This is a genomic window from Imtechella halotolerans (assembly GCF_028743515.2).
GTDB classification, from domain to species: Bacteria; Bacteroidota; Bacteroidia; order Flavobacteriales; family Flavobacteriaceae; genus Imtechella; species Imtechella halotolerans.
The window spans coordinates 765,053-787,307 of record NZ_CP117969.2; the positions used below are offsets into that span (position 1 = coordinate 765,053).

Here is a 22,255-nt window from a genome sequence, read left to right on the forward strand (position 1 = left end):
ATAGATCGCAATTTATTCTTAATCCAATTGAGGTAGAATTACCTTGTCTACCACATGAATTACTCCATTAGAAGCCTGAACATCTGTTACAACGATATTTCCTGTTCTTCCGTTAAGATCAGTAAAGGTAGCTGATGTTCCAAGGTTAATAGTGAAGGAATCCCCTAGCGTTGTAACTGTCATACCATTGGTGAGTGAAGAGGATAGCACATTAGCCCCGGCAATAACGTGGGTGTTTAGTGTTGCCTGCACAGTAGGAATTGGAATATCTCCTAAGCTATTAGCGCCTAATTCAGTCAATAAATTACCAAAGGCGGTATTTGTGGGTGCAAACACTGTAAATGGAGCAGGTGCAGTAGTGGAACTTAAAGTGGTTACATAGGTAAAGCCTGGATCTGCTGTTAAAGCAGCCACTAGCGTACTAAATGTGGCATCAGCTGTTGCAAAGGTTACCACTGTAGGAAGTCCAATAACCTTATCAACGGCATGAATGACACCATTGCTAACGTCAATATCAGCTGCAACCACGGAAGATTGTCCATTGATAAGTACCCCATCCTCGGTATTAATGTACATATCAATTTCGTTATCTGTAGTGTTCTCCTTAGCTAGGGTTTTTACATATCCTGTAGTCAGGCTTGAAGAACGGTTAACTCCAACCACTACGTGGTTTAGTAACACCTCTGTAAGTACTCCCACTGGGACATCATTTAAGGAAGCGAATCCATTGTCTTCTAGAAATGCAGAGAATGCTGCATTGTCTGGTGCAAATACAGTAAAGCTGGTAGAGGCATCCAAAGTGGCTGTTAATCCAGCTCTATCTAAAGCTGCTTTTAGTGAACTATAGTTAGCACTAGAGGCTACGTAGTCCGCTATGGTCATTTGCTTATCATCATCGTCATCTGAGCATGATACAAAGAGTAATGAAAAACAAATTAGTGATAGTTGAAAGAGTCTTTTTTTCATAATAATTGTTTTTTGTTTTTATCAAAGATACAATTTTGTTTAATGTTTTTCAAAAAAGATTAAACAAAATTTAACATGCTATTGAATTGAACAATTATTTGAAAGGTATTCCAATAGGGTCTAATACTAGTATTTAAGCCTCTTTTGAGAGTAATTTCGGTTGTTTTATGGGTATCTGGTCTTACTAGGTAAAAAGATCGTTAAGCTTGGCGTCATCCATAGTTAGGAATAGGAATAATCCAATTCCAATATTTTAAAACGGTGGATTTAATTTTTCTATTAATGTTCATCACTTGAACAACCTTACGGTTACTAAGACTTCTTTTTTAGAAGAATCCGTGTTCTAAGTTCTATTTTATCCTTCCGTTGACTTGTCATGCTGTTATAGGTTTACACAACGGTAACTTATGCAGTATAATGGAAAGGTTCCCAATAACCTGCTGGAGTTGAATAAAATAGAACAGGAGTACTTCAGTTTGCTCACTCCAACTTCAAGAATAATGGGAGGGTACTATTTAAACTATGTCTATCTACGCAATTAAGAACACTTGGATTATACCCTTGAAGCCATTAGAAATGTAGGCATCATATCATTGGATGGCTATGATCCAAACGATGAAACAAGAGATATCAAAGAGGTACACAAGCAATTTGCCGATGTACTTGAATTTTTCAAGAGGTTGATACCTCATGAGGAATTGGAGTTCTTGGATAAGTCCAGAAGATTACTACTGAGAATGGATGAAAAATAATAGATATAACTTAACCCAAATCTTTCTGGAAACAATACTCTGTGTTGAGTGTCAAAAACTAAAAACCATGAAAAACAAAACAGACCAAATAGAGGAGCAGTCCTTAGATGATACCTTATTAAAAATGAAAAAGATAAAGGAGTTGAGCGAGGAGAATTTTGTATTGCTACGCCCCATTGAAGGCACACAGGAAGGTTACTACTTAAATTACTGTCGATTCTAGATTATGTTGAACTGTTATCTATTTTAAAATCCACACTCAGTGTGTGTATTCTGGCCCTAGAAGAGCAACAAGACTTAACATTACGCATGAAGAATAAAGAGTCCGATATAATAGCGGTTTTAGAATTTGCATAAAACCTGATACCCTTAGAAGAAGGTATTTATTTGGATAAAATGAGAGAGTTCATGTTTTCAAAGGAAGAAGGTATAAATTAAGATTTGAAAATCATATGGAAAGAAAAGATACAAAGGAAATGACAGACAAGGAAAAACTGAAAACGGTATTTAGGCTATTGTACCCAATACAACGAAGGTGTTACAACCGTAAGGACGATCCCATCATGCAGGAGGTGACCTTCGAAGTGACCGACAACGGTGAACTGCGTTGCCTTCTAAGAACTTGTATCTTGACAATGGACTTGCATCCCCAAGACTGTCAAATTGTTCAAAGGAGATGAACATAGCCACGGTTCTGGATTTGGTGGACAGCATTCTGCCAGATGCACAATTGGTGAGTTATGACGCTATAGAAAAGCTATTGCTGATAAAGTAATTTTTATAAAACTTCATTTATCTGTAAAGCGGTTGCAATATTCTTGATTTTTGAATTGTGTGAAATGAAAAAAAATCACATTTTATTTTCATTTTAATAGAGTAATTACTTACTAATTAATTAGTATATTTAAACTCTCCCCAATTATTAATTAAGCATTTTATTTCGGAATGCTTGTGGTTTTCCGTATTTAATATTTTGTGAAGCGATTTATATTTAGAAGTTAAGTTTTTTTGTTTGTAGTTTTAATTGAAATGAAGTAAAAAGATTAAGCAATTTGAAGCTTCCTTTAGCAATCCAAAAAGGGATGTGTAAAAGGAGAAAAGTCCTGCAGAGAAAGGAGTTGACAACAAGTGTAAAAAAGATAGACAAGAATACAAAAACAATATTACAAATTGAAGTATATCAGAATTTAGCTCTATGAAAGGACAGTGCATATTTAAGGAAATTTATTTTGTTTTTTCTTCCCCCACAAAAAAAGAAAGAAACCCCACCCACATTGCAGCACATTTGCAAGTTCCACGAGCCGACACTCAAAATCAAAGCTTGTAAAAGAGCTGCAATTTTGCTTACGCACCCATGCTAAATTGTTAAAATTGAGTTCTATAAGAAACTAATTGACTTAAATAATTTGAAGAAAAACTAAAACCATTATGTTATGAATAATCAAATCATTGAAGCTATTGAAAATCGGAACGTAATTCAGTTTTATTACGAAAACGAATTAAGAGTGGTTGAGCCACATTGTTACGGTATGACTACCGCTGGGAATGAAGGATTAAGAGCCTTCCAAATTGATGGCTATTCTTCATCTGGGAAAATGGGGTGGAAAATGTATGACCTCGGTAAAGTAGAAAATATAGAAATTCTTGAAGATACATTTAAAATCCCAAGGCCAGGTTATAAAAAGGGAGATAGAGGTATGGATGAAATATTTGTAGAGCTATAGCTATGGATAGATATAGAAATAAAAGCGGTAATTCAGGTGTTTCGGCCTATGAGATTGGTTCGGATAACATCATTGTCCTATTTAGAGGAAATGCTAAACTTTATAGATACAGCTTCGGTGGTGGTGCTGGTAGTTATCATGTAGAAAATATGAAAAGGTTCGCAATAAATGGGAATGGTTTAAATGCCTATATTAATACTCATATAAAAAAACTTGTATGATAAATAAAATTGAAAGTATTAGGGATTTTGGTATCTACAAGAGTTTTTCATGGAACTCTGCAACTGGTCTAAAAAACTTTAATCATAAAAATTTAATTTATGGCTGGAATTATTCAGGCAAAACGACTTTATCTCGAATATTCAGTTCTTTACGTGATAAAAAAATGCACGGTAGTTATGATAGAAGCTTTTTTAAGATAAATACAACTGCTGGAGATTTCGATTCAAACTCTTTACAAAACTTCCCTTTTAACATTCTTGTCTTTAATTCAGATTACATTAAAGACAATCTAAACTTCAGTATTCATAAAGATGAAATATCTGAGTCAAAAACAATTTTGTTTGAAGTTGGTGATAACGCCAAATATGAAGAGAAAATAATTGAGTTTAAAAATAAAATTGATTTGATTAATGGCACTGAAACAATAATTGGAAAAAAAGATCCATACTTAAAAATAGTAGATGATTTTGAAATTTATGACAGGGCTAACACTGGTAAGTTTACTTTATTTGCAAAAGAAATTAAAATTGACCACTTTGGAAGTGAAATCGATTTTACTAAGGCAAATCTAAAGCCTATTGTAGCTAAGGTTAAACAAAATTTATCTGAATTTATTATAACTGACAAAAAGAAATTAGCCCAACTTAAAGCTATCGTTTTGTCTAAAGAGCCCAAAGAAGTACTGGATGAAGTCTTTCTCAACTCTACATATGACAAAATAATTAAATCAGTTAATGATTTATTGGTAAAAATCCCTGATAAAAAGAATTTAGATAAAATATTAGATAGTAATTCAGAAATATATACATGGGTTAAGAAGGGCAAAGAACTTCATCCAGAACCCACCAAATGTTTGTTTTGTGATAATGATATTAAACCCGAAAGATTTCAATATCTAAACGAGTTTTTCAATAGTGAAGCTTCAAATATAAAAGAGGGCATAAACAATGTAAAAAAACAACTCGTTGACGAAGAAAATAGTATAAAACAAATTAATTTTCCTTCCAGTAGTAATGACCTAAATCTAGGGTACATTGATGAATATATAAATTCAAAGAAAGAACTTGATAAGTTACTTACATCCTACAAAAGGCACCTAAAAACTCTTATATTAAAACTCGATTTGAAACAAAGCAAATCTATACATATCCGAATAAACGAAATAAAGGAATTTGATTTTTCGCTAATAACGAGTAAAATAGAACAGTTAAACAGCGTTATAAGAAGCAATAATGATTTTTCAAAGGAGTTCAAACACAGAATAGAAATTGAAAGAAACTTATATAAAGACTACTTAATAGCTTCGTTTCTAAAGAGAGAGAAATATATCGAGAAAGAAAAAAAGTGCAAATTAGCGAATGAAAAAATAGAAAAACTAAACACTCAAGCAACTGATTTTCAAAAGCAAATTCAATTTTATGAATCAAAAAAAGTTAGTGACGCTGAAGGAGCATTAAGATATACATACTTTATTCAAACTTTTTTAAATCGCAATGACATTGAAATAATTCTAGAAACAACATCTAAAAAGTTTTTATTACTCAGAGGTGGTGAAAATGCGTCAAATTTAAGTGAAGGCGAAAAAACTGCTATTGCTTTTTCTCATTTTTTAGTTACGATAAAAGCCCTAGAATCTAAAAGGGTATTTAAGGATTATATTGTTTTTATTGATGACCCAATTTCAAGTTTAGATGGGAATCACATTTTTCAAATAAACTCAATTTTAAAGGAAATGCTCTTTTCCAATAACAATCCTGGGGGCGAGTGGAAACTAAAATGCCTTCAATTGTTTTGTTCAACTCACAATTTCGAATTCTTCAATTTATTGAGAGAATTGCCAATGGGCAAAACAAACAAGGAGTCTAAATACTATATTGAAAGAAATTTTGCTGACAACACAGCAATTATAAGGGAATTACCTGCAATTATAGGCCAATATAAATCTGAATACCATTATTTATTTAAGGAAATCTATGAGTTCAACAAATTAGGAAAACCATTAAAATCAGACAAGCTACTTTTAATTCCAAATACTTTAAGAAGGTTTTTGGAAATGTACACATTAACTAAATATCCAAGTGACCAAAATGTTGATCAAAGGGCTGATAGGATTTTCACACCAGAAATTTCCAAAAGAATCTGTAAACCATTTCATTATTTTAGCCATTTAGACAATCTAGATAGAATTGGTAAGCAAAGTGAATATGTGGCTGATATTCCTGTCGCCTGTAAAGAGTTAATAAGACATATAAAGAAAAAAGATAAACTTCATTTTGAAGCACTTGAAGCAGCAATTAATCTAAAAAAATGACAACAATAAAAATAAATCAACAACTCAAAAGAATTGAAATCAAAGAATTCGAAATCGAAAATCAAATAGTTTTTAACTATTTTGATAATATTCCTGCAAGTGAAAGAGATGATAAATTGCTAAGAGCAATTTATATAGGAGTATTGGCCCTCATGGAAGACCGTATTTCCTCTTTCTTATCAAAAACCTCCAATGAGTTGGGAACAGAGCTAGAAAGTCTGAAAATGATTTTTGAGATGAAGAAAGAACTTTTCTACAAATCAACTATCAAAGGGACATTGGCAGAAGATGAAATTGCTGATTTTTTAAATCAATATTTCTCTGAAAAACGAATAAAAGACCGTGCATTTTTGACTGGAAATTCAGCAGGCATCCTACCAAAAAATAAGACTGGAGATATTATTTGTGAAATAAATGGAACACCTGATTTAAAAATCGCCATTGAATGTAAATTTGATAAAAGCGTTCGTTTAGGAGACATTGAAAGCAAAGATATTTTTATGCGAAAAACGGATACTGCTTGGAGTCAATTAATAGAAGCGCAAGCCAATAGAGATAGTAAAATAAGTTTGATAGTTTTTGACATTTCATTAGTTGAAAATTCCATTTTAAAAAATTTCGAAAATGTGGGTTACATCCAGGGAGTTGGTTTTATTGCTATCATCAATTCACAAAAAGGAGATTACAGCAATTTAGCTATAGCTTATATGTTAGCGAGAGATATTGCCTTAAATGCAAAAGAAATTGAACTCGACAAAGATATTTTGGCAATGATTGTAAACCGAATTATTAAAGACATTAACGAAATATTGACAATAAAATCTCTAGTTCAAAACAACATCGACAATAACAAAGCAATTTTAAAGCAATTGGAAAAGACGATGCTTTTAATGGAGTTTAATCAAGAATATTTGAAAAGATTTTTAAATCAAGGAACATTATCAAAAAAGGATTTGCTCGACTTCTATACAGGTGAAGATGTGAAGGATAAATATCGTTTAATTGAGAAAGAAATAAATGAAATATAAGGATTAAACCAAGACCCAAAAAGAATTGACCTAGTCGATGTGGTGAGAACTAAAATAGTGTGCAAATATGTAACGAAGGAGAAAGCAAATATGGAATTCTCCAAAATTGTCGATAAGGATATAACCGTTGTTGATTTTAAATTAAGAATGCAGGATTATGTGAGTGTTTATTTCAAAGAAGAACTCGATACTGAAAACTATTTTTTTGGTTTGGAATTTCTTGGTGAGGAAATTAACAAAACTAAGTTTAAATAAAATTTTTGTTCAATTTCTGTGTATCCTTTGTAACGTTTTGTCATTGGTTTTAATTTATTATGTTAAGGACTTTCAGCTATTCGTCTTCATCAGAATTATCTAAATTAATTATTAAGAGTAGGCTCTTTCGTTATAAAGTTTAAACTCTTTCCTGTCCGAGTGAATCAAAAGGTAGTTCTCGAATGCTGGATAATTCATAAAATGTTGCTAATTAACAACAAAAATAGTATTTTTGTAGCAAATTAACAACAAATGAATTCAAGGAAGGCAGTCGTATTACCAAAGTTTCAAAAGATTTTTGACCAAATTGGTGAGAACATCAAGCTGGCACGAAAGCGAAGAAAGCTCACCACAGAGCAGGTATCGGAACGTGCAGGTATTCACAGGGCTACCCTTTATCGAATAGAAAAAGGTGACCCTGCCGTGGCCATTGGGCTCTATTTTAATGTGCTTAGGGTGATGAATCTTCAGGATGATTTTTTGAAGCTGGCCAATGATGATGCATTTGGTAGAAAATTACAAGATTTGGATTTATTATAATAAAGATGGCAGAAGGAAAATTTGACATATATGTTTTTGCAGACTGGGCAGGCTTGGAAGGTCCGATTTTACTTACGGCTTGATGGGTAACTTTCCTGGCCCATTTTTTCTGGCCAGCTTAAACGTTTCGATTTAGGGATTGTAAGAGGTAATGACAGTGTAGGCTTACAAAAGAACAAAGTATAGGTTGCGATTAGGTATAATTAAAAATCATGTTGTTTTTCACAGTATATTTTTAGTCTCTGAAGAAAAAGAGCCCAATTATAATTGCACCATTGATAGAAATCGGTTAGTTCTCTCCAGTTGGTGTGCTTTAAAACGACGGTGGTGATTTGATCCTTTTCAGTGAGTTCAAAGGAAACTCCTGTACCTACCCACTGCTCATCGGACGCTATACATTCCCAAACTATAGTAGAATTAGGCTCTAGACGTAGGATTTTCATTTTTGTAAGATACCCTTCATCAAAGTCAAATATATTTATATACCCTTCTTTGGCTTGTACGTCTAGTTTTTTTGTCCAAATTTCACCTAGACCCTTTGAGGATGTTAAAACCTCATATACTATGGAGGCTGGAACTTTAATGTAATTTCTGTGTTCAATGTTTAGCATTTGTTACCTTATTTAATGGGTTATGGAAATGTGTTGATTGGATTATTGATAGGGTAGTTACAGTACAAAAATGAGGTATGGTTTTTAAAATCTACTTGTCATAGGACAAGTAATGAACTTGTTGCATTCTGAGAATCTTTTTTAAAAGCAGATTTTCATACTATTCATGGGATAGGTAAAGAATTCGTAAAGGGTGAGTTTAGAGCGATTCCTACCTGCTTAAATTAATTAAATCCTTAAAATAGCTATTATTCAAATAAAAGTAATACCTTTGTAACCAAATATATAACAGGCGCCTGCCTTTGCTTTTTCTGAAATAGTCTAAACTCCGTCCTTTTTTCTTTATCAGTTTGTGCTTTTCAGTTGCCACTTTAAAATCTAATACTTATGAATATTTTTGTTGGCAATCTGAGTTTTCAGACTTCAGAAGAACAATTACTTGATGTATTTACTCCTTTTGGTGAAGTTTCTTCTGTAAAGGTTATCGTAGATGGTTATTCAAATCGTTCCAGAGGTTTTGCCTTTGTTGAGATGCCTGTGTCTGAGCATGCTTTGACTGCTATTGAAAGACTAAATGAATCTATGCTAGATTCAAGGGTTATTGTAGTCAATGAAGCGAAACCCAAAAGAAGTAATGATCGTTTTTCTTCTAACCGAAGCTGGTAATTAGTATCTCTAATAGATATTCCTTTAGTAAGGTCATTATTCCTTGTAAACAAATTGGTGTTCATTTGCTATTTGCAAATTCGAACCACCTGATAGATAATATATACTCGGGCCGTTGGTACCGAGGAATTCAACATTGTCGGTATCCCGACACTACAATATATGCAATTTAAAAATTTACCTATTATACCGCCAATAATGAAGGCGGTAGAAAAAGCTGGTTATACTACAGCTACTGAAATACAAAGTAAAACAATTCCACACACCTTAAAAGGTGGTGATATTATTGGTTGTGCTCAAACCGGTACGGGAAAAACGGCTTCTTTTGCCATTCCTGTACTTCAACTTTTGCATGACAAAAAAGTAAAACACTCGAAGGTACGTGCTTTGGTACTAACACCTACACGAGAATTGGCTATTCAGGTCAGTGACAATTTTAAATCCTACGGGGCTTATTTATCCGTATCACACCTGGCTATTTTTGGTGGGGTATCCCATGAACCTCAAAAAGCGGCCTTAAAAAAAGGGGTTGATATCCTTATTGCTACTCCTGGAAGGTTAATGGATCTGTATGAGCAAGGCTATATCGATTTCTCTCAAATAGAGATATTGGTTTTAGACGAGGCGGATCGAATGTTGGATATGGGGTTTGTACATGAAGTAAAGCGAATTGTTGCTAAGCTTCCTACAAAAAGACAAACCTTGTTTTTTTCGGCTACTATGCCTGAGGCTATACGAAAACTTGCCAAACAGTTATTAAAGGATCCTATTGAGATAAATGTGACACCCGTTTCTTCAACGGCAAATAGTGTGAAGCAATCAGTGTACTTTGTAGAAAAAAATGAGAAGCTTAAACTGTTGGTTGAACTGTTAAGTGATAAAGAAATAAACAGATCCCTGGTCTTCTCTAGAACAAAACATGGTGCTGACAGATTAGCCAAGCAATTATTGAAGACAGGAATCACTGCAGCAGCCATACATGGGAACAAATCTCAGAACAACAGGCAAAGGGCATTGAATGATTTTAAAGGCAGCAAAATCAGGGTGCTGATTGCCACAGATATCGCCGCTAGAGGGATTGATATTGATGAATTACCTCATGTAGTGAATTATGAATTACCTAACGTAGCCGAGACCTATGTACATAGAATAGGGAGAACTGGACGTGCAGGTAAACAGGGTGTAGCAGTTTCATTTTGTGATAGAGATGAAAAGAAGGATTTGAAGAACATTCAAAATCTGATAGGATTTACAATGACTGTAGCTAAGAATACAGCTTTACCAACTAGAAACGTATAAGTAATAAATCAAGAAAAATATGGGGGACTCTTATTTTAAGAAAGAAAATGCCAAGAAAAAAACAAAGAAGAAACAAGAAAAATTGCAGCGCCGAGAGGACCGCAAGGTGAATAATAACAAAGGAAAAGATCTGGAAGACATGATAATCTATGTAGATATCAATGGAAATTTCACATCGGTTCCACCACACCTTCAAACTACCCAGCCTGTAGCACCCAGAAGAAGAGAAGAAGAAGAACCTGAAGATGCCTTGGATCCGGATAAGGAGTTTACAGGTATTGTAACTTATGTCAGTGAAAAAGGCTATGGCTTTATTACTGAGGATACATCAAACGATAGTGTGTTTTTTCACCATAAACAATTATCACAGCAATTTAACAAACACGATAGTGTGATCTATAATAAGGAAAAAACAGATCGTGGGGATAGAGCAATCAACATCAAAAAAAAGTAATATCAATTTAATTAATATAGAAATGCAAGAAGGAACAGTAAAATTTTTCAACGACACTAAAGGTTTTGGATTCATAACTCCATCAAATGGAGATCGTGATGTATTTGTTCATACAACCGGACTTTTAGACAATGTTCAAGAAAATGATAAAGTAACCTATGACATTGAGCATGGGCAGAGAGGGATGTTTGCGGTGAACGTAAAACGTCAATAGTAGCATAGCTAGTGTTTAAAAAAGGGTGTATGTAGTCATATGCCCTTTTTTGTTTATGGACCGTTTGGGAGCTAATAGCATTGAAATTTGATGTTTTCTAAAACGAATTTGAGGTGTGTTACATTGCTATACTTTTAAACAGTAGTGCGCTTAGATACAGCCCAATTCCATATACTAAATGTATGATGATACTCATAAGTCTTGCTTTGTTGGGATTTGGAGTTTTAGAGGCAGCCCAGCCAATTCCAAATGAGGGTTGCATTATAAAAAAGGGTGCTATGGTGGTGAGTATGCCAACTACAAGGGCAGGTACTGGTCTTGGCCTATCTAACCATTGAACTCCATCGAAATATACCAGTAGAAAGGCAAAGCTAATTCCGATGGCATAATGAGCAGTCCAACCAATAATTTTCTCATGTTTTATCGGGTTTGCTGTAAAAATGGTGGAATGGGTAAACCGACCCTTCCAGAGATGACCAACCCATCTACCGACGTATTTGTAGTCAAGGGTTTGTATTCCTATACATCTTAGAAGGAATGTAAAACTGTCCATAATAGCTGTGGCACCTATGCCAATGAGGGTGATTTGAAGAAGGATGTTCATCTTTTTATAAGCAAAAATAGACCGATCTATGCACCTTGGAGTAGGACAATTACATAAATCAATAGGACGAATTATACGATTCTCTGAATTCTTTTGGTGTGTAGTTGGTATGCTTTTTAAAGAAGCGGATGAAATAAGAAACATCCTCATAGCCCATATAGTAAGCAACTTCCTTTACCTGCAGGGTAGTGGCTAGCAGTACTCTTTTAGACTCCAAGATAATTTGATCAACCATTAATTCAGAACTTGATTTTCCAAGCATTCTCTTGGAAAATGTATTGAGTTGCTGGAGACTCACTTGCAGCTTTTCGGTATAAAAAGGTAGCTTCTTATGTATGCAAACAAATTCTTCCAGCAGAAGTAAATAGGCATCCATAACCTTAGATTCATAGGATTGTTTTATCATGTCATCCTTAGAATGGATTTTTTCTCGGTATATATGAAGGAAAAAAAGTTCAAGATAGGCTATGATCGCTTGTTTAAATCCTTCTTTTTGGGTTGTATGTTCTTCTCGGAGTAAGTGTAGTAAAGAATAGACTTTAGGAGATTCTTCTCTAAGAAGGTAATAATTTTGACCAAACAAAGCGTTGAACTGCTGTTTACTTGTGGCTGTATTGCTATTATAAAAATCCTTGTCAAAGGTGATTAAGTATCCTTGTGTATTTTTATGGAGGTACAATTCATGGATTTGACCAGGACGTAGGAAATAAATGGAATTTGAGACTACTTTATAGTCCTTGAAGTCAATGGTATGTGTTCCTTTTCCTTTTTGAATTACCAGAATAAAGTAAAAATCATGACGGTGTGATTTTTCAATCATTTCCTGATTTTTAAGTACCTCATCAAGCTTTAAAATTTGAAAATTTCCAAGTCCTTGGGTATTGGTATATGTTCGTAATTCGATACAGTCCAAATGATGAATTTAAAAGTAAAGGGATATAGTGCAAGTTAGCAAAAAATTAAAATGTTGATGGTTTTATCTACTAAGGATTAATCGTGCTATATCTCTAACCAATTGAGTTGGAGAATTACAATCACAGTTACTAAACCCAATTACATATAGATCAACCTTTGGAATATAAACGCCCATGGATTTAAATCCAAATATAGATCCGCCATGTTCAATAAAACGGTAATCGTCTGAGTTTTTCACGTGCCATCCATATCCGTTATCTATAGGATTTCCATTGGAGGTGGTATAATTTGTAAAGACCTTTTCAGTGGTTTTCTTGTTTATAAGTTCATGGTTTGTGATGGCTTTTTGCCACTTATACATATCATCAACAGTGGACATAAGTGCACCCGAGGCGTAGGGTAGGGTGAAACTAATAATCCTACGGTTTAACAGCTGCTCTTTTTTAAGTTGATAGCCTGATGCCCTGTTTTTAATGACTTTTGAGTGACTATTGTAATTTGAGGGAGTCATTCCTACCTTTTGGAAGATTTGGTTATTTATAAAATCTTTATAGGACTGTCAAATTAAGGGGTTGGTTGTAGAAAATGAGTCTACTCAATAGGTTAACATCGCACTCTATTCAATATGTAAAAAAATATAAATCTATTTTTATTTACAACTTATAAATTACGTATAACTTTACATGGGTTCCCAGCTGCAATTACATTTGCCGGAATACTCTTTGTCACGACACTCCCTGCTCCTATTATAGAATTATCTCCAATAGTAATACCTGGACAAATAACAACACTTCCTCCAACCCAAACATTTTCGCCTATAGTTATAGGTTTAGCATATTCTAAACCTGTATTTCGAATTTTATAGTCCAAAGGATGTGTCGCAGTATAAATTTGAACATTAGGACCGAACATGGTTTTACTACCAATATTCACCTCCATAACATCCAAAACTACACAGTTAAAATTGAAGAATACTCCTTCGCCCGTAATTATATTTGTACCATAATCGCAATAAAATGGTGGTTGTATCCATAAATTATCACCTGCTTGTGGCAATAATTCATTTAATATTCCATCTCGTTTTACAACCTCGTCTTCTCGTGAGTCATTCAGTTGTTTTAATAATAATCTTGCTTTTACCCGGTCTTTCATCAGCTCTTCATCAAAGGAATTATAAAGTTCTCCTGAAAGCATTTTCTGTTTCTCTGTTTTCATCATTTTAACTTACTTTAAATTATTTGTCGTAAAACGATTAGCTAACCAATTTCTTAAAGGTTCATCATATTTCTTTAATGCGATAAAGGATAGAATTACGGTTCCTATCAAAATCAACATCCCAATTAAAACTCCTTGTCCTAATGGTATATTATTATTGGTGACCCAGGCATAAAAAATATAAGTTATAGGAAAATGAATAATATAAATTGGGTATGATATATCACCTAAAACCATACATATTTTCTGGAAAATACCACTTTTAACTTTACCAATAGCCCCTAGATAGATAACCACAGGAAACACCAAAATGACAGAAAGAGAATCGTAAATACCATTTATCCATAGATTATCATACCCTCCTAATCTTGGAAAAGATAAAACTACAACTAATAGGAACCCACTCAATAAGAATGTATTTCTCCCCTCTACAACCGTTACAACACGTCGGAGTAACATTCCCGCCATATATGGAAACATAAGTCTTGTGAAACCAATTCTTAATTGTTCAGGCTCTAAGGACCAACCACCAATAATATCGCCATTAGGACTTGTTACGGCTAAATGAACTAATGCTATACCTGCCATAAAGACCAATACGGAGAGAATTGTTTTTGATAACTTTCTTAGCACTAAGACATGTAAAATATTTGCAAAGTATTCAAAGAATAAAGACCAAGCAGGACCGTTAAGTGGATGCATTTCACTCCACCCTCTAATATCCATGGACGGAGGAACTGGAATTAAGGTGTAACCAATAAGTGTTATTAATATTAATTGCCAAACAGAAGTATCTGCTATTTTCGGAAAAAAAGTAGATTCTCCAAAATAAAAACAAATTGCACCTAAAGTCATTCCGAATATAATCATTGGATGAAGTCTAATTAGTCTTCGTTTAAAAAAATCCTTGACTGTCATTTTGTTCCAACGATCATCATAGGCATGTGCCATAACAAAACCTGAAAGCATAAAAAAGAAATCAACAGCTAAATAACCATGATTAATAAACTGTTTTATATGATCACCGCCTGAATATACCTCAAGGAAATGAAACAAAACAACTACTATTGCTGCAATACCACGCAAGGCATCTAGAATTAAAAAATGCCTCTTGGAATCTGAAAATGCAGAACTTGCCCTTACCATATAATAAAATAACAATTAGTTTATCTATGAAATTTGTCTATAACCAATAAATCTATTCATAAGCTAATAACTAGCGTCAAAAATAGGATTATACTGAACGGAATAATTGTCAAATATTAACTTAATATTGTCTTATATTTAGATTTATAAAATTATTTAAAGGTGTATTATATGAAAAAACCAAAATATAGTCATATTGAAATCGATTCTGATAGGTCTTTCTTTTTTGACCATGTGCATATTGTTTGGGATGAACAAATTTCCTTCCATCAAAGTCCTGATTGGGAATTGTCATATATTATTACGGGTAGTGGAACTAGAGTTATTGGGGATGTTATGGAAACTTTTTCTAAAGGAGAAATAATATTTATACCACCTATGATTCCGCATGTTTGGTATTTTGACGAGCATGTACATGATAAAGACGGTAAAATTGAAAATATAACAATAATAATTCCTGAATCATTATTAAATAATTGTTTAGAGGTGTTTCCTGAAGCAAAAATTCCAATTGAAAATTTAAAAAAGATAAGGAAAGGGATGAGTTTGGAAGGTGATATTTTATCTTATGTTCAAACTTTAATGAAATCTATGCTCTATCAAAATAACTTAGAACAATTGTCATCTCTGCTTAATATTTTTTCCAAAATAGCAACAAGTAAAGACATGAGAGTGGTGGGGTTTACAGAAAAGAAGAATAATAATTCCAAAAAAATGCAGAAAATTTATCGTTATATTCTTGTAAACTATAATAATAAAATTACCCTAGATGATGTATCAGAACATATGGGAATGAATAGGTCTTCTTTTTGCACTTTTTATAAGAGAGAGAGTGGGAAATCTTTTTTTTCTGCAATAAGAGAGTATAGAATAAATTGCGCCTGTTCTATCCTAAAAGAAACAAAAATGTCTATTGGCGAAATATGTTTTGCAGTTGGCTTTAATGATATACCATATTTCAATCGATCTTTTAAAAAACAAATTGGGTGCTCTCCCAATCACTATCGAATCCAAAATAATAAAAGTTAATAAAATCCATCGTTAGTTCAAAAAAGCCTTATTTTAAAGGTGAAAAATATCTCTATTAAGTAATTACCTTTAAGAGTTCACTTCTTATTGAAGTCAAATAACTTAACAATAAAACGAATATCAAAAGTAATGGTAAATTTCTAATCAATATTTTCCTATGCTTTTTTTTGGATTTTCCAGTTCTATTTTAAGTTTATAATAATCGACTTTTGAAATTGGTAATCGAACATAACTTTCACCAAAGGTGGATTAAACAAATTACCACTGTAAAAAAGGCTTTGAAACACCTTTTTCTAATATGTATTCTACATGATATCCTAGTTTGACCATTACTGGATCCTTTTGAATGTCAATTTATGCTTGTTTATTTTAAACTCATTAACCTAGTTTTTAACTTCATAGCGTGCATCTCATTAGGTTTTGAAAATCAATTTGTGTATTTGTATAAGGTATCTTAACTGTCTCACTTTTTCCTCCTAATTGATCTCTATAAGCTTGCTCTCTAGATAAACCATATGTGGCATTTCTAATATTTGTATCATTTTGTTTACCTACCATTCATGGTATATGTTCGTAATTCAATACAGTCCAAATGATGAATTTAAAAGTAAAGGGATATAGTGCAAGGTAGCAAAAAATAAAAATGTTGATGGTTTTATCTACTAAGGATTAATCGTGCTATATCTCTAACCAATTGAGTTGGAGAATTACAATCACAGTTACTAAACCCAATTACATATAGATCAACTTCCGGAATATAAACGCCCATGGATTTAAATCCAAATATAGATCCGCCATGTTCAATAAAAAGGTAATCGTCGGAGTCTTTCAAGTGCCATCCATATCCGTAATCTATAGGATTTCCATTGGAAGTGGTATAGTTTGTAAAGACCTTTTCAGTGGTTTCCTTGTTTATAAGTTCATGGTTTGTGATGGCTTTTTGCCACTTATACATATCATCAACAGTGGACATAAGTGCACCCGAGGCGTAGGGTAGGGTAAAGCTAATGATCCTACGGTTTAACAGCTGCTCTTTTTTAAGTTGATAGCCTGATGCCCTGTTTTTAATGACTTTTGAATGACTATTGTAATTTGAGGAAGTCATTCCTACTTTTTGGAAGATTTGGTTATTTATAAAATCTTCATAGGATGCACCTGACACTACTTCAATAATATATCCAAGGAGAACATACCCTGAATTATTGTATTTATACTGCTCGCCAGGTGGAAAATCCATAGGTTCGTTTTTAAAGAAATCAATAAGTTCTAATGGGGTCTTATCTATTGATGCAATGTCATTAAGGCCACTAACTTGTGTAAAGTCTTTTACACCAGAGGTATGGGTTAATAAATGGTGGATAGTGATGGAATGACCAGCAGTTGGGTAGTCGGGGATATACTTGGTAACAGGATCATCCAGTCCAAGTTTGCCTTCTTCTAAGAGCATCATAATAGCAATCGCAGTAAATTGTTTGCTAAGGGAACCAATTTCAAAGACATGATTGGTTTGCATTGGTACACCAAGTTCTAAATTTGCCAGTCCCACTGCTTTTTTATAAATAACCTTCCCTTGTCTAGAAGCTAAGAATACACCCCCGGGTTGATCCGATTGAAATTTGGTAGCTATAAGTGAATCAATAGATAATTCTATAGATTGTGAGTAGAGTAGGGTTCCTTTAGTACATAATAGGGAGCTTATAATTAATACTAGAGACAATAATCGATTCTTCATTTGAAATGTTTCTCATAGGACTGTCAAATGAAAGAGATGGTTACAATAAGTGAGTTTATTGATAGTATTGGATTATTAATGTATCTAGTTTGAGCTATTTGTTTATATGCTCTGCATTGTTCTTATAACTAATCTCTTATCCTGAACTTTTAGTGATAGATTCCAATTTATCAGGTTTAAACGTGAATAGTAATGCGCACTAATTGGATTATAAATAAATGACTGTTTTTACTTACATTTATAATAAGTTTTTGCTATATTTGAATTTAAGGATTAGGGCATGTTATATCTCTAAATGATGTGAACATGGTGCTTTTTTACATAACCCTTTACTCCTCATTTATAATAAAGTTTACATGTAACCAATAATTAACCTAAAACATTAACCACCAAAATGACTAGAGAACAACAATTGAAATTCTGTAAAAAATGTACCAATAGAAGACTTGATATGAAAGTCGGACTGTTATGTAATTTAACTGGGGAAATGGCTCATTTTGAAAATGAATGTAAATCCTTCAATTTAGACGAAGCTGTTGTAGAAAAAATTGACGACACAGAAGCTGTTGAGCACAATGAAGTACTAAATAAATTATCCGATAAAAATTTAGAAAAATTTAAAACAGAACAAGAATTACCCAAAGCAATAATTACTGGTATTGTTGTAGGAGTTTTAGCAGCACTTTTATGGGGGGCTATTACTGTTGCTACAGGATATCAAATTGGATTTATGGCGATAGCTGTTGGAGCATTAGTTGGACTTTCAATACGGTTTGTAGGGAAGGGAGTTGATAAAATTTTTGGGATTTCCGGAGGAATAATTGCTGTATTAAGTTGTGTATTAGGTAATTTTTTTAGTATCATCGGATTTATAGCTAATACAGAAGGATTAGGATATTTCGAAACTTTAAATGTATTTAACTATAGCCAGTTAATCCCTATTATGATAGAAACATTTAGCGGAATTGACCTATTGTTTTATGGAATTGCAGCCTATGAGGGATATAAATTTTCATTTAGAACTTTTACTGAAAAGGACTTATACGAGCTTGAAAAATAACATTTTGGCACAATGGTGACCAAAAAATGTGTTACTTCATTGTTGGTTTAGTGGTCATGCCATCGATATACAATATTGCATAAATGTATATATCCAGATTCTTAAAAGAAAACACATCGCTATAAGTACGACTGAAAATATCATTGTTACAAAAATGCGCTAGCAGAGCGTGTAAATGGTATTTTAAAAGATGAATTTTATTTGAATCAAACCTTTATGAATACAGATCACGCAAAAAAGGCTATAAATAATACAGTATAATTACACAACGAAGTAAGATTATACTTGTTTTTTTATTTTAAAACACCAAATACGGTATACAAATTAACTATTTAAATCTATGTTTAACCTGTAAACATATTTCAGGATGAGACATTTAAACAAATCAAGCAATTATGAAATTAAAAATTTTTGTTCTTTTACTATTAATTACTTTTCAAGGCTACTCACAAATATCAGTTAGTGCTCGACATATTGGTAAATCAAGTAAATTTGAAAAAGGAGTACTTGAAAAGTTTAAAAATACAGAGACTATTTTTTTATTATCTGGTATTTATGATAAATCAGAATATGATAAAATTTTAAAAACATCTTGGAATGTTACACCCTATAAAATTGTTGACTCGGAAAATTTTGACATTGAAGATTACATCAGCGATAAGTATTCAATAGCTCAATTAGGAGTATCTAAGCGAACTAGACGGTTTAAAGGTAAAGGTATGTATACTATCACTTCCTTATTTACATATGTTGATATAAAAATATATGACAGTGAAGAAATTTTTAAAAAACTAAACAAACTCTCACCGAAAAAAAGAGCTAAAAATAAGTATGAAATTATCAATTACAATTCATCAAATATAGCTAGATTTTATATCTACCCTAAAGATGATTTTATAAGCACTTCTCTATTAGAAGAGATGAATACAATACGTAACTCTTTATATAAAGACGATGTTTTTTTTAATTATAAATTAGGATTTTTACAAAACTATTTTCAAAAGATAAATAGCCTTCTTAAGAAGGAACAAATTTACTGGATGTACGAAGATGATTTTCTACCCGAATTGAAGAAATTAGTTAACGAAAAACTTTATATTCCTTCCTATATGGCAATTAAATATAATGGTTGGACATCTCAAGATGGTGAAGTAGATGATGAAAATATTGAAAAGATTTTCAAAAAGTATAATTACAAATACGAGGTAATTTCAGATGAGGAATTGAATAATAAAATTCTAAACAATGAAGAACTGTATTATCTTAGATATGTAAGAATGAATGCAGAAAGGTTTTTACAAGTAGTTAATTCAAAAACTGGAGAAATAATTTACAGAAATTATATTACAGGCATGTCGTATAATATAAAATCAAAAGATATCAAAGAACTGAATGATAAAATTAAAAAAGCTTCAAAATAATAAACAATTTATAACACTGGTAGCCGTTGCATAAGCCCATAATTTTGTATAAACATTTTATATAAACGCCCTTTTTAAGGGCGTTTGTTGTTTTGAAAGTGATTTCAATCTAAATTAAAACTGATTATTAGGGCTAAAAATGGCTTGTATGTATGCCTTAAGGCGACAAAGAACAAAGCGTAGACTTGCCGCTCCACTTTTATTTTGTTTTTCTATAAATTTCAGGTACTTCTTTATATTATAAGCAATGGCCGATAAAGGATTGATGCATGGCTTGGTGGGCATTACGCTTAGGACGAAAACCATAACTGTGTGTTTGGAAATCTTGCTCGAATATGGGTTGCAGCACTTGTTGTATGGCTTGCTGAAATACCCTGTCTACCACTGTGGGAACACCCAAGAGGCGCGTCTTTCCGTTGGATTTAGGTATTTCAATACCCAATATGGGGGCGGACTGGTAATTTCCTTCTCGAATACTTTGAATATACACCTTTTGGTGCTTCTGTAAGTCGGAGAGTAAATCGTTTACCGATTTACCATCCACCCCTGATGCGCCTTTGTTAACGAATATCCGTTGGTATGCTTGTTGTAGGTTTTCGTTCTTTAATACGTTTTCTATCATACTAATTTGTTAACTGTTCCGCTTGTGCTATGGCTACACAATCTCTAGGTGACTACCTTTAACAACATTGTGCTCCATAGCGCTTTAAGAACCATTTTCGTTTGGTCCTTCGTACTATTCCAGCAGATAGTACTATTATGGCCTCTGCTGACTTCTCAACTTCGCCAACTCGTAGCTATGGAAACTTCCCCAGGTAAGAGCATCTTCTTTCTTTCTTTCTTTCTTTCTTTCTTTCTTTCGATTCCTGCCATATCTACTACTTCGGTGCTTATCTAAAAGTGATATTTGGGACTTCGCAGTTATGTGTCTACTCATCCGACCTCATAGCCTCGGTATATGGTTCGTGTTCCTCAGTACCGAAATTTGCAGTCTCGCTTCCTTCAGTCCTAGCTTCACAACTAGCGACCTTGCGACTTGCTAATGGTTCAAGGGGTTACCCCTGTCTATATGGGACTTGCACCCTCTTGAAAAATTCGTACATTAGCACGAATCGATGCCCATGCTAGGCACACACAATGGCTATAAGTAATTGCTTGTTCTCGACTACTTCTGAAAATTCTCGCGGATTTTAAGTTTGGTGTGTTCTTGCAAAGTTTCGTGCTAACCCACGCAACTACTAATAGCCGAGACCGTTGGGCTTAATTAAAACGATACCTGCAAAAAAATGAAATTATTAGTTTTATCTGATTATGGTTCAAGAGAATATCTGAAAAAGAAAAATCCATCTGAATCGGACATCCTTGAGACTATGAATTCTATTGATTGGAATTTATTTCATCAAGTTGTTCTGAGTAAAAATAACTACGATTGGATTGAAGTAGGAGGAAATCTAAAAGAAGACGGACTTTCAGTTATGTACGAAAAAAATAATGAGCAATTTGTTATTAACAAAGCTCCTTCTTCCATAAATCAATTGACTGAAATATTATTATCTTATTTCAACAATGATGGTAAGTTCAATAAAATATATAAATTCAATGGAGAAAACAACAAATCGAACTCAACCTATGACGCTGAAAAAGTATTAAAGAATCTTATTGAAAATGAACGAAAAGCATCTTTTGAGAAAAATAAAACAGAAAGTTATTCAGCGTGGGAAATGATTTTAATTTTTGTCTTTGGACCTTTAAAATTCTTTCATCGGTATGATGTTGTATTTAGTTTAAGAAAAGAAAATTATTTATTAAAATTTAAACAGCGGATTAAAATTTTGACTTTAGGATTTATTAGTTGGTTTATTGTTATTTATCTCACATTTAATTATTATGAACAAAAAAGACTTCAAGAAATTGAAAACATTGACATCTCTGATTGGAAGAAAAAACACGGATATGAATAAAAATAACTAAGCCCAACACCGGTAACCGTTGCACAAGCCTATAATTTTAAAAAAACAAGATACAAATAAGCCCTTTTAAGGGCTTTTCTTTTAGGTGTAAATTGCTTGCACCCTAAAATGGCATCATCTT

25 protein-coding genes and 2 pseudogenes are annotated in these 22,255 nt (G+C 33.0%); 17 read left to right on the forward strand and 10 right to left on the reverse strand.

Going from position 1 to position 22,255, the window contains the following annotated elements; translation table 11 throughout:
- Positions 1 to 18: 18 nt before the first annotated feature.
- A complete protein-coding gene (locus tag PT603_RS03375; RefSeq protein ID WP_274239025.1) occupies positions 19 to 966 on the reverse strand; it encodes a fasciclin domain-containing protein in 948 nt (315 codons plus the stop codon).
- 548 nt (positions 967 to 1,514) lie between these two features.
- On the opposite strand from PT603_RS03375, the gene PT603_RS03380 reads away from it, so the two are divergent.
- From PT603_RS03380 to PT603_RS03415, 8 genes are all read left to right on the forward strand, one after another.
- Positions 1,515 to 1,718, forward strand: a complete 204-nt coding sequence (locus PT603_RS03380) for a hypothetical protein (RefSeq protein WP_008241522.1) — start codon at positions 1,515 to 1,517, stop codon at positions 1,716 to 1,718.
- A gap of 67 nt (positions 1,719 to 1,785) precedes the next feature.
- Positions 1,786 to 1,941, forward strand: coding sequence for a hypothetical protein (locus PT603_RS03385; RefSeq protein ID WP_155805724.1), 156 nt, complete (start codon positions 1,786 to 1,788; stop codon positions 1,939 to 1,941).
- Between the two features lie 1,210 nt (positions 1,942 to 3,151).
- Positions 3,152 to 3,442, forward strand: a complete 291-nt coding sequence (locus PT603_RS03390; protein WP_008241525.1) for a WYL domain-containing protein — start codon at positions 3,152 to 3,154, stop codon at positions 3,440 to 3,442.
- Positions 3,443 to 3,444: 2 nt separating this feature from the next.
- Positions 3,445 to 3,663 carry a hypothetical protein gene (locus PT603_RS03395; protein WP_008241527.1) on the forward strand — a complete coding sequence of 73 codons (219 nt, stop codon included), beginning with the start codon at positions 3,445 to 3,447 and terminating at the stop codon, positions 3,661 to 3,663.
- Positions 3,660 to 5,975, forward strand: coding sequence for an AAA family ATPase (locus PT603_RS03400; protein WP_008241529.1), 2,316 nt, complete (start codon positions 3,660 to 3,662; stop codon positions 5,973 to 5,975). The genes PT603_RS03395 and PT603_RS03400 overlap by 4 nt, the downstream gene beginning before the upstream one ends.
- A complete protein-coding gene (locus PT603_RS03405; RefSeq protein ID WP_008241531.1) occupies positions 5,972 to 7,003 on the forward strand; it encodes a hypothetical protein in 1,032 nt (343 codons plus the stop codon). Before PT603_RS03400 ends, PT603_RS03405 begins: the two co-directional genes overlap by 4 nt.
- Positions 7,004 to 7,060: 57 nt before the next feature.
- The gene (locus PT603_RS03410) at positions 7,061 to 7,258 is read left to right on the forward strand and encodes a hypothetical protein (RefSeq protein ID WP_309258603.1); all 198 of its coding nucleotides are present in this window, start codon (positions 7,061 to 7,063) and stop codon (positions 7,256 to 7,258) included.
- Between the two features lie 252 nt (positions 7,259 to 7,510).
- Complete coding sequence (locus PT603_RS03415; protein ID WP_008241533.1) at positions 7,511 to 7,798, forward strand: helix-turn-helix domain-containing protein; 288 nt, start codon at positions 7,511 to 7,513, stop codon at positions 7,796 to 7,798.
- Between the two features lie 203 nt (positions 7,799 to 8,001).
- Here PT603_RS03415 and PT603_RS03420 read toward each other — a convergent pair whose 3' ends face one another.
- On the reverse strand, positions 8,002 to 8,409 hold the full coding sequence (locus PT603_RS03420; protein ID WP_008241535.1) for an SRPBCC family protein: 408 nt from the start codon (positions 8,407 to 8,409) through the stop codon (positions 8,002 to 8,004).
- Positions 8,410 to 8,796: 387 nt separating this feature from the next.
- Between PT603_RS03420 and rbp the strand changes: the two genes are divergently transcribed.
- The 4 genes from rbp to PT603_RS03440 all read left to right on the forward strand — a co-directional run bounded on the left by rbp (position 8,797) and on the right by PT603_RS03440 (position 11,042).
- Positions 8,797 to 9,075: an RNA-binding regulator gene (gene rbp / locus PT603_RS03425; RefSeq protein ID WP_008241537.1), complete on the forward strand. Its 279-nt coding sequence runs from the start codon at positions 8,797 to 8,799 to the stop codon at positions 9,073 to 9,075.
- A 162-nt stretch (positions 9,076 to 9,237) separates the two neighbouring features.
- The gene (locus PT603_RS03430) at positions 9,238 to 10,374 is read left to right on the forward strand and encodes a DEAD/DEAH box helicase (RefSeq protein ID WP_008241539.1); all 1,137 of its coding nucleotides are present in this window, start codon (positions 9,238 to 9,240) and stop codon (positions 10,372 to 10,374) included.
- A 19-nt stretch (positions 10,375 to 10,393) separates the two neighbouring features.
- Positions 10,394 to 10,828: a cold-shock protein gene (locus PT603_RS03435; protein ID WP_008241541.1), complete on the forward strand. Its 435-nt coding sequence runs from the start codon at positions 10,394 to 10,396 to the stop codon at positions 10,826 to 10,828.
- Between the two features lie 22 nt (positions 10,829 to 10,850).
- On the forward strand, positions 10,851 to 11,042 hold the full coding sequence (locus PT603_RS03440; RefSeq protein WP_008241542.1) for a cold-shock protein: 192 nt from the start codon (positions 10,851 to 10,853) through the stop codon (positions 11,040 to 11,042).
- Between the two features lie 118 nt (positions 11,043 to 11,160).
- Here PT603_RS03440 and PT603_RS03445 read toward each other — a convergent pair whose 3' ends face one another.
- From PT603_RS03445 to PT603_RS03465, 5 genes and pseudogenes are all read right to left on the reverse strand, one after another.
- Positions 11,161 to 11,646: a DUF2938 domain-containing protein gene (locus PT603_RS03445; protein ID WP_008241544.1), complete on the reverse strand. Its 486-nt coding sequence runs from the start codon at positions 11,644 to 11,646 to the stop codon at positions 11,161 to 11,163.
- A 58-nt stretch (positions 11,647 to 11,704) separates the two neighbouring features.
- Positions 11,705 to 12,559 carry an AraC family transcriptional regulator gene (locus PT603_RS03450; RefSeq protein WP_008241546.1) on the reverse strand — a complete coding sequence of 285 codons (855 nt, stop codon included), beginning with the start codon at positions 12,557 to 12,559 and terminating at the stop codon, positions 11,705 to 11,707.
- 63 nt (positions 12,560 to 12,622) lie between these two features.
- A pseudogene (locus PT603_RS03455) lies at positions 12,623 to 13,108 on the reverse strand (serine hydrolase domain-containing protein); the annotation flags it as partial.
- A 113-nt stretch (positions 13,109 to 13,221) separates the two neighbouring features.
- The gene (locus PT603_RS03460) at positions 13,222 to 13,776 is read right to left on the reverse strand and encodes a sugar O-acetyltransferase (protein ID WP_008240552.1); all 555 of its coding nucleotides are present in this window, start codon (positions 13,774 to 13,776) and stop codon (positions 13,222 to 13,224) included.
- A 9-nt stretch (positions 13,777 to 13,785) separates the two neighbouring features.
- Positions 13,786 to 14,922: an acyltransferase family protein gene (locus PT603_RS03465; protein WP_008240554.1), complete on the reverse strand. Its 1,137-nt coding sequence runs from the start codon at positions 14,920 to 14,922 to the stop codon at positions 13,786 to 13,788.
- Positions 14,923 to 15,093: 171 nt separating this feature from the next.
- Between PT603_RS03465 and PT603_RS03470 the strand changes: the two genes are divergently transcribed.
- Positions 15,094 to 15,951 carry an AraC family transcriptional regulator gene (locus PT603_RS03470; protein WP_008240557.1) on the forward strand — a complete coding sequence of 286 codons (858 nt, stop codon included), beginning with the start codon at positions 15,094 to 15,096 and terminating at the stop codon, positions 15,949 to 15,951.
- A 655-nt stretch (positions 15,952 to 16,606) separates the two neighbouring features.
- On the opposite strand, the gene PT603_RS03475 is transcribed toward PT603_RS03470, so the two are convergent.
- On the reverse strand, positions 16,607 to 17,683 hold the full coding sequence (locus PT603_RS03475; RefSeq protein WP_274239012.1) for a serine hydrolase domain-containing protein: 1,077 nt from the start codon (positions 17,681 to 17,683) through the stop codon (positions 16,607 to 16,609).
- Positions 17,684 to 18,077: 394 nt separating this feature from the next.
- Between PT603_RS03475 and PT603_RS03480 the strand changes: the two genes are divergently transcribed.
- The 3 genes and pseudogenes from PT603_RS03480 (at position 18,078) to PT603_RS03485 (ending at position 20,164) form a co-directional block, all read left to right on the forward strand.
- Positions 18,078 to 18,743 carry a hypothetical protein gene (locus tag PT603_RS03480; protein WP_008239973.1) on the forward strand — a complete coding sequence of 222 codons (666 nt, stop codon included), beginning with the start codon at positions 18,078 to 18,080 and terminating at the stop codon, positions 18,741 to 18,743.
- 150 nt (positions 18,744 to 18,893) lie between these two features.
- Positions 18,894 to 19,004: pseudogene (locus PT603_RS13735) on the forward strand (hypothetical protein); the annotation flags it as partial.
- 134 nt (positions 19,005 to 19,138) lie between these two features.
- Positions 19,139 to 20,164, forward strand: a complete 1,026-nt coding sequence (locus tag PT603_RS03485; protein WP_008239975.1) for a hypothetical protein — start codon at positions 19,139 to 19,141, stop codon at positions 20,162 to 20,164.
- 238 nt (positions 20,165 to 20,402) lie between these two features.
- Here PT603_RS03485 and PT603_RS03490 read toward each other — a convergent pair whose 3' ends face one another.
- Positions 20,403 to 20,786: a reverse transcriptase domain-containing protein gene (locus PT603_RS03490; RefSeq protein WP_008239977.1), complete on the reverse strand. Its 384-nt coding sequence runs from the start codon at positions 20,784 to 20,786 to the stop codon at positions 20,403 to 20,405.
- Positions 20,787 to 20,921: 135 nt separating this feature from the next.
- Positions 20,922 to 21,101, reverse strand: a complete 180-nt coding sequence (locus tag PT603_RS03495) for a hypothetical protein (RefSeq protein WP_155805644.1) — start codon at positions 21,099 to 21,101, stop codon at positions 20,922 to 20,924.
- A 349-nt stretch (positions 21,102 to 21,450) separates the two neighbouring features.
- On the opposite strand from PT603_RS03495, the gene PT603_RS03500 reads away from it, so the two are divergent.
- Positions 21,451 to 22,125, forward strand: coding sequence for a hypothetical protein (locus tag PT603_RS03500; protein WP_008239979.1), 675 nt, complete (start codon positions 21,451 to 21,453; stop codon positions 22,123 to 22,125).
- Positions 22,126 to 22,255: the final 130 nt, after the last annotated feature.

Excerpts from the sequence above, each read along its gene's own strand:
- PT603_RS03420 (WP_008241535.1), bottom strand. The coding sequence starts at position 8,409 with ATGCTAAACATTGAACACAGAAATTACATTAAAGTTCCAGCCTCCATA.
- PT603_RS03390 (WP_008241525.1), top strand. The coding sequence starts at position 3,152 with ATGAATAATCAAATCATTGAAGCTATTGAAAATCGGAACGTAATTCAG.
- PT603_RS03470 (WP_008240557.1), top strand. The coding sequence starts at position 15,094 with ATGAAAAAACCAAAATATAGTCATATTGAAATCGATTCTGATAGGTCT.
- PT603_RS03435 (WP_008241541.1), top strand. The coding sequence starts at position 10,394 with ATGGGGGACTCTTATTTTAAGAAAGAAAATGCCAAGAAAAAAACAAAG.
- PT603_RS03490 (WP_008239977.1), bottom strand. The coding sequence starts at position 20,786 with ATGATAGAAAACGTATTAAAGAACGAAAACCTACAACAAGCATACCAA.
- PT603_RS03495 (WP_155805644.1), bottom strand. The coding sequence starts at position 21,101 with ATGAGTAGACACATAACTGCGAAGTCCCAAATATCACTTTTAGATAAG.
- PT603_RS03395 (WP_008241527.1), top strand. The coding sequence starts at position 3,445 with ATGGATAGATATAGAAATAAAAGCGGTAATTCAGGTGTTTCGGCCTAT.
- PT603_RS03500 (WP_008239979.1), top strand. The coding sequence starts at position 21,451 with ATGAAATTATTAGTTTTATCTGATTATGGTTCAAGAGAATATCTGAAA.
- PT603_RS03430 (WP_008241539.1), top strand. The coding sequence starts at position 9,238 with ATGCAATTTAAAAATTTACCTATTATACCGCCAATAATGAAGGCGGTA.
- PT603_RS03480 (WP_008239973.1), top strand. The coding sequence starts at position 18,078 with ATGACTAGAGAACAACAATTGAAATTCTGTAAAAAATGTACCAATAGA.
- PT603_RS03400 (WP_008241529.1), top strand. The coding sequence starts at position 3,660 with ATGATAAATAAAATTGAAAGTATTAGGGATTTTGGTATCTACAAGAGT.
- PT603_RS03415 (WP_008241533.1), top strand. The coding sequence starts at position 7,511 with ATGAATTCAAGGAAGGCAGTCGTATTACCAAAGTTTCAAAAGATTTTT.
- PT603_RS03445 (WP_008241544.1), bottom strand. The coding sequence starts at position 11,646 with ATGAACATCCTTCTTCAAATCACCCTCATTGGCATAGGTGCCACAGCT.
- PT603_RS03385 (WP_155805724.1), top strand. The coding sequence starts at position 1,786 with ATGAAAAACAAAACAGACCAAATAGAGGAGCAGTCCTTAGATGATACC.
- PT603_RS03485 (WP_008239975.1), top strand. The coding sequence starts at position 19,139 with ATGAAATTAAAAATTTTTGTTCTTTTACTATTAATTACTTTTCAAGGC.
- PT603_RS03475 (WP_274239012.1), bottom strand. The coding sequence starts at position 17,683 with ATGAAGAATCGATTATTGTCTCTAGTATTAATTATAAGCTCCCTATTA.
- PT603_RS03375 (WP_274239025.1), bottom strand. The coding sequence starts at position 966 with ATGAAAAAAAGACTCTTTCAACTATCACTAATTTGTTTTTCATTACTC.
- PT603_RS03465 (WP_008240554.1), bottom strand. The coding sequence starts at position 14,922 with ATGGTAAGGGCAAGTTCTGCATTTTCAGATTCCAAGAGGCATTTTTTA.
- PT603_RS03460 (WP_008240552.1), bottom strand. The coding sequence starts at position 13,776 with ATGAAAACAGAGAAACAGAAAATGCTTTCAGGAGAACTTTATAATTCC.
- rbp (WP_008241537.1), top strand. The coding sequence starts at position 8,797 with ATGAATATTTTTGTTGGCAATCTGAGTTTTCAGACTTCAGAAGAACAA.
- PT603_RS03405 (WP_008241531.1), top strand. The coding sequence starts at position 5,972 with ATGACAACAATAAAAATAAATCAACAACTCAAAAGAATTGAAATCAAA.
- PT603_RS03440 (WP_008241542.1), top strand. The coding sequence starts at position 10,851 with ATGCAAGAAGGAACAGTAAAATTTTTCAACGACACTAAAGGTTTTGGA.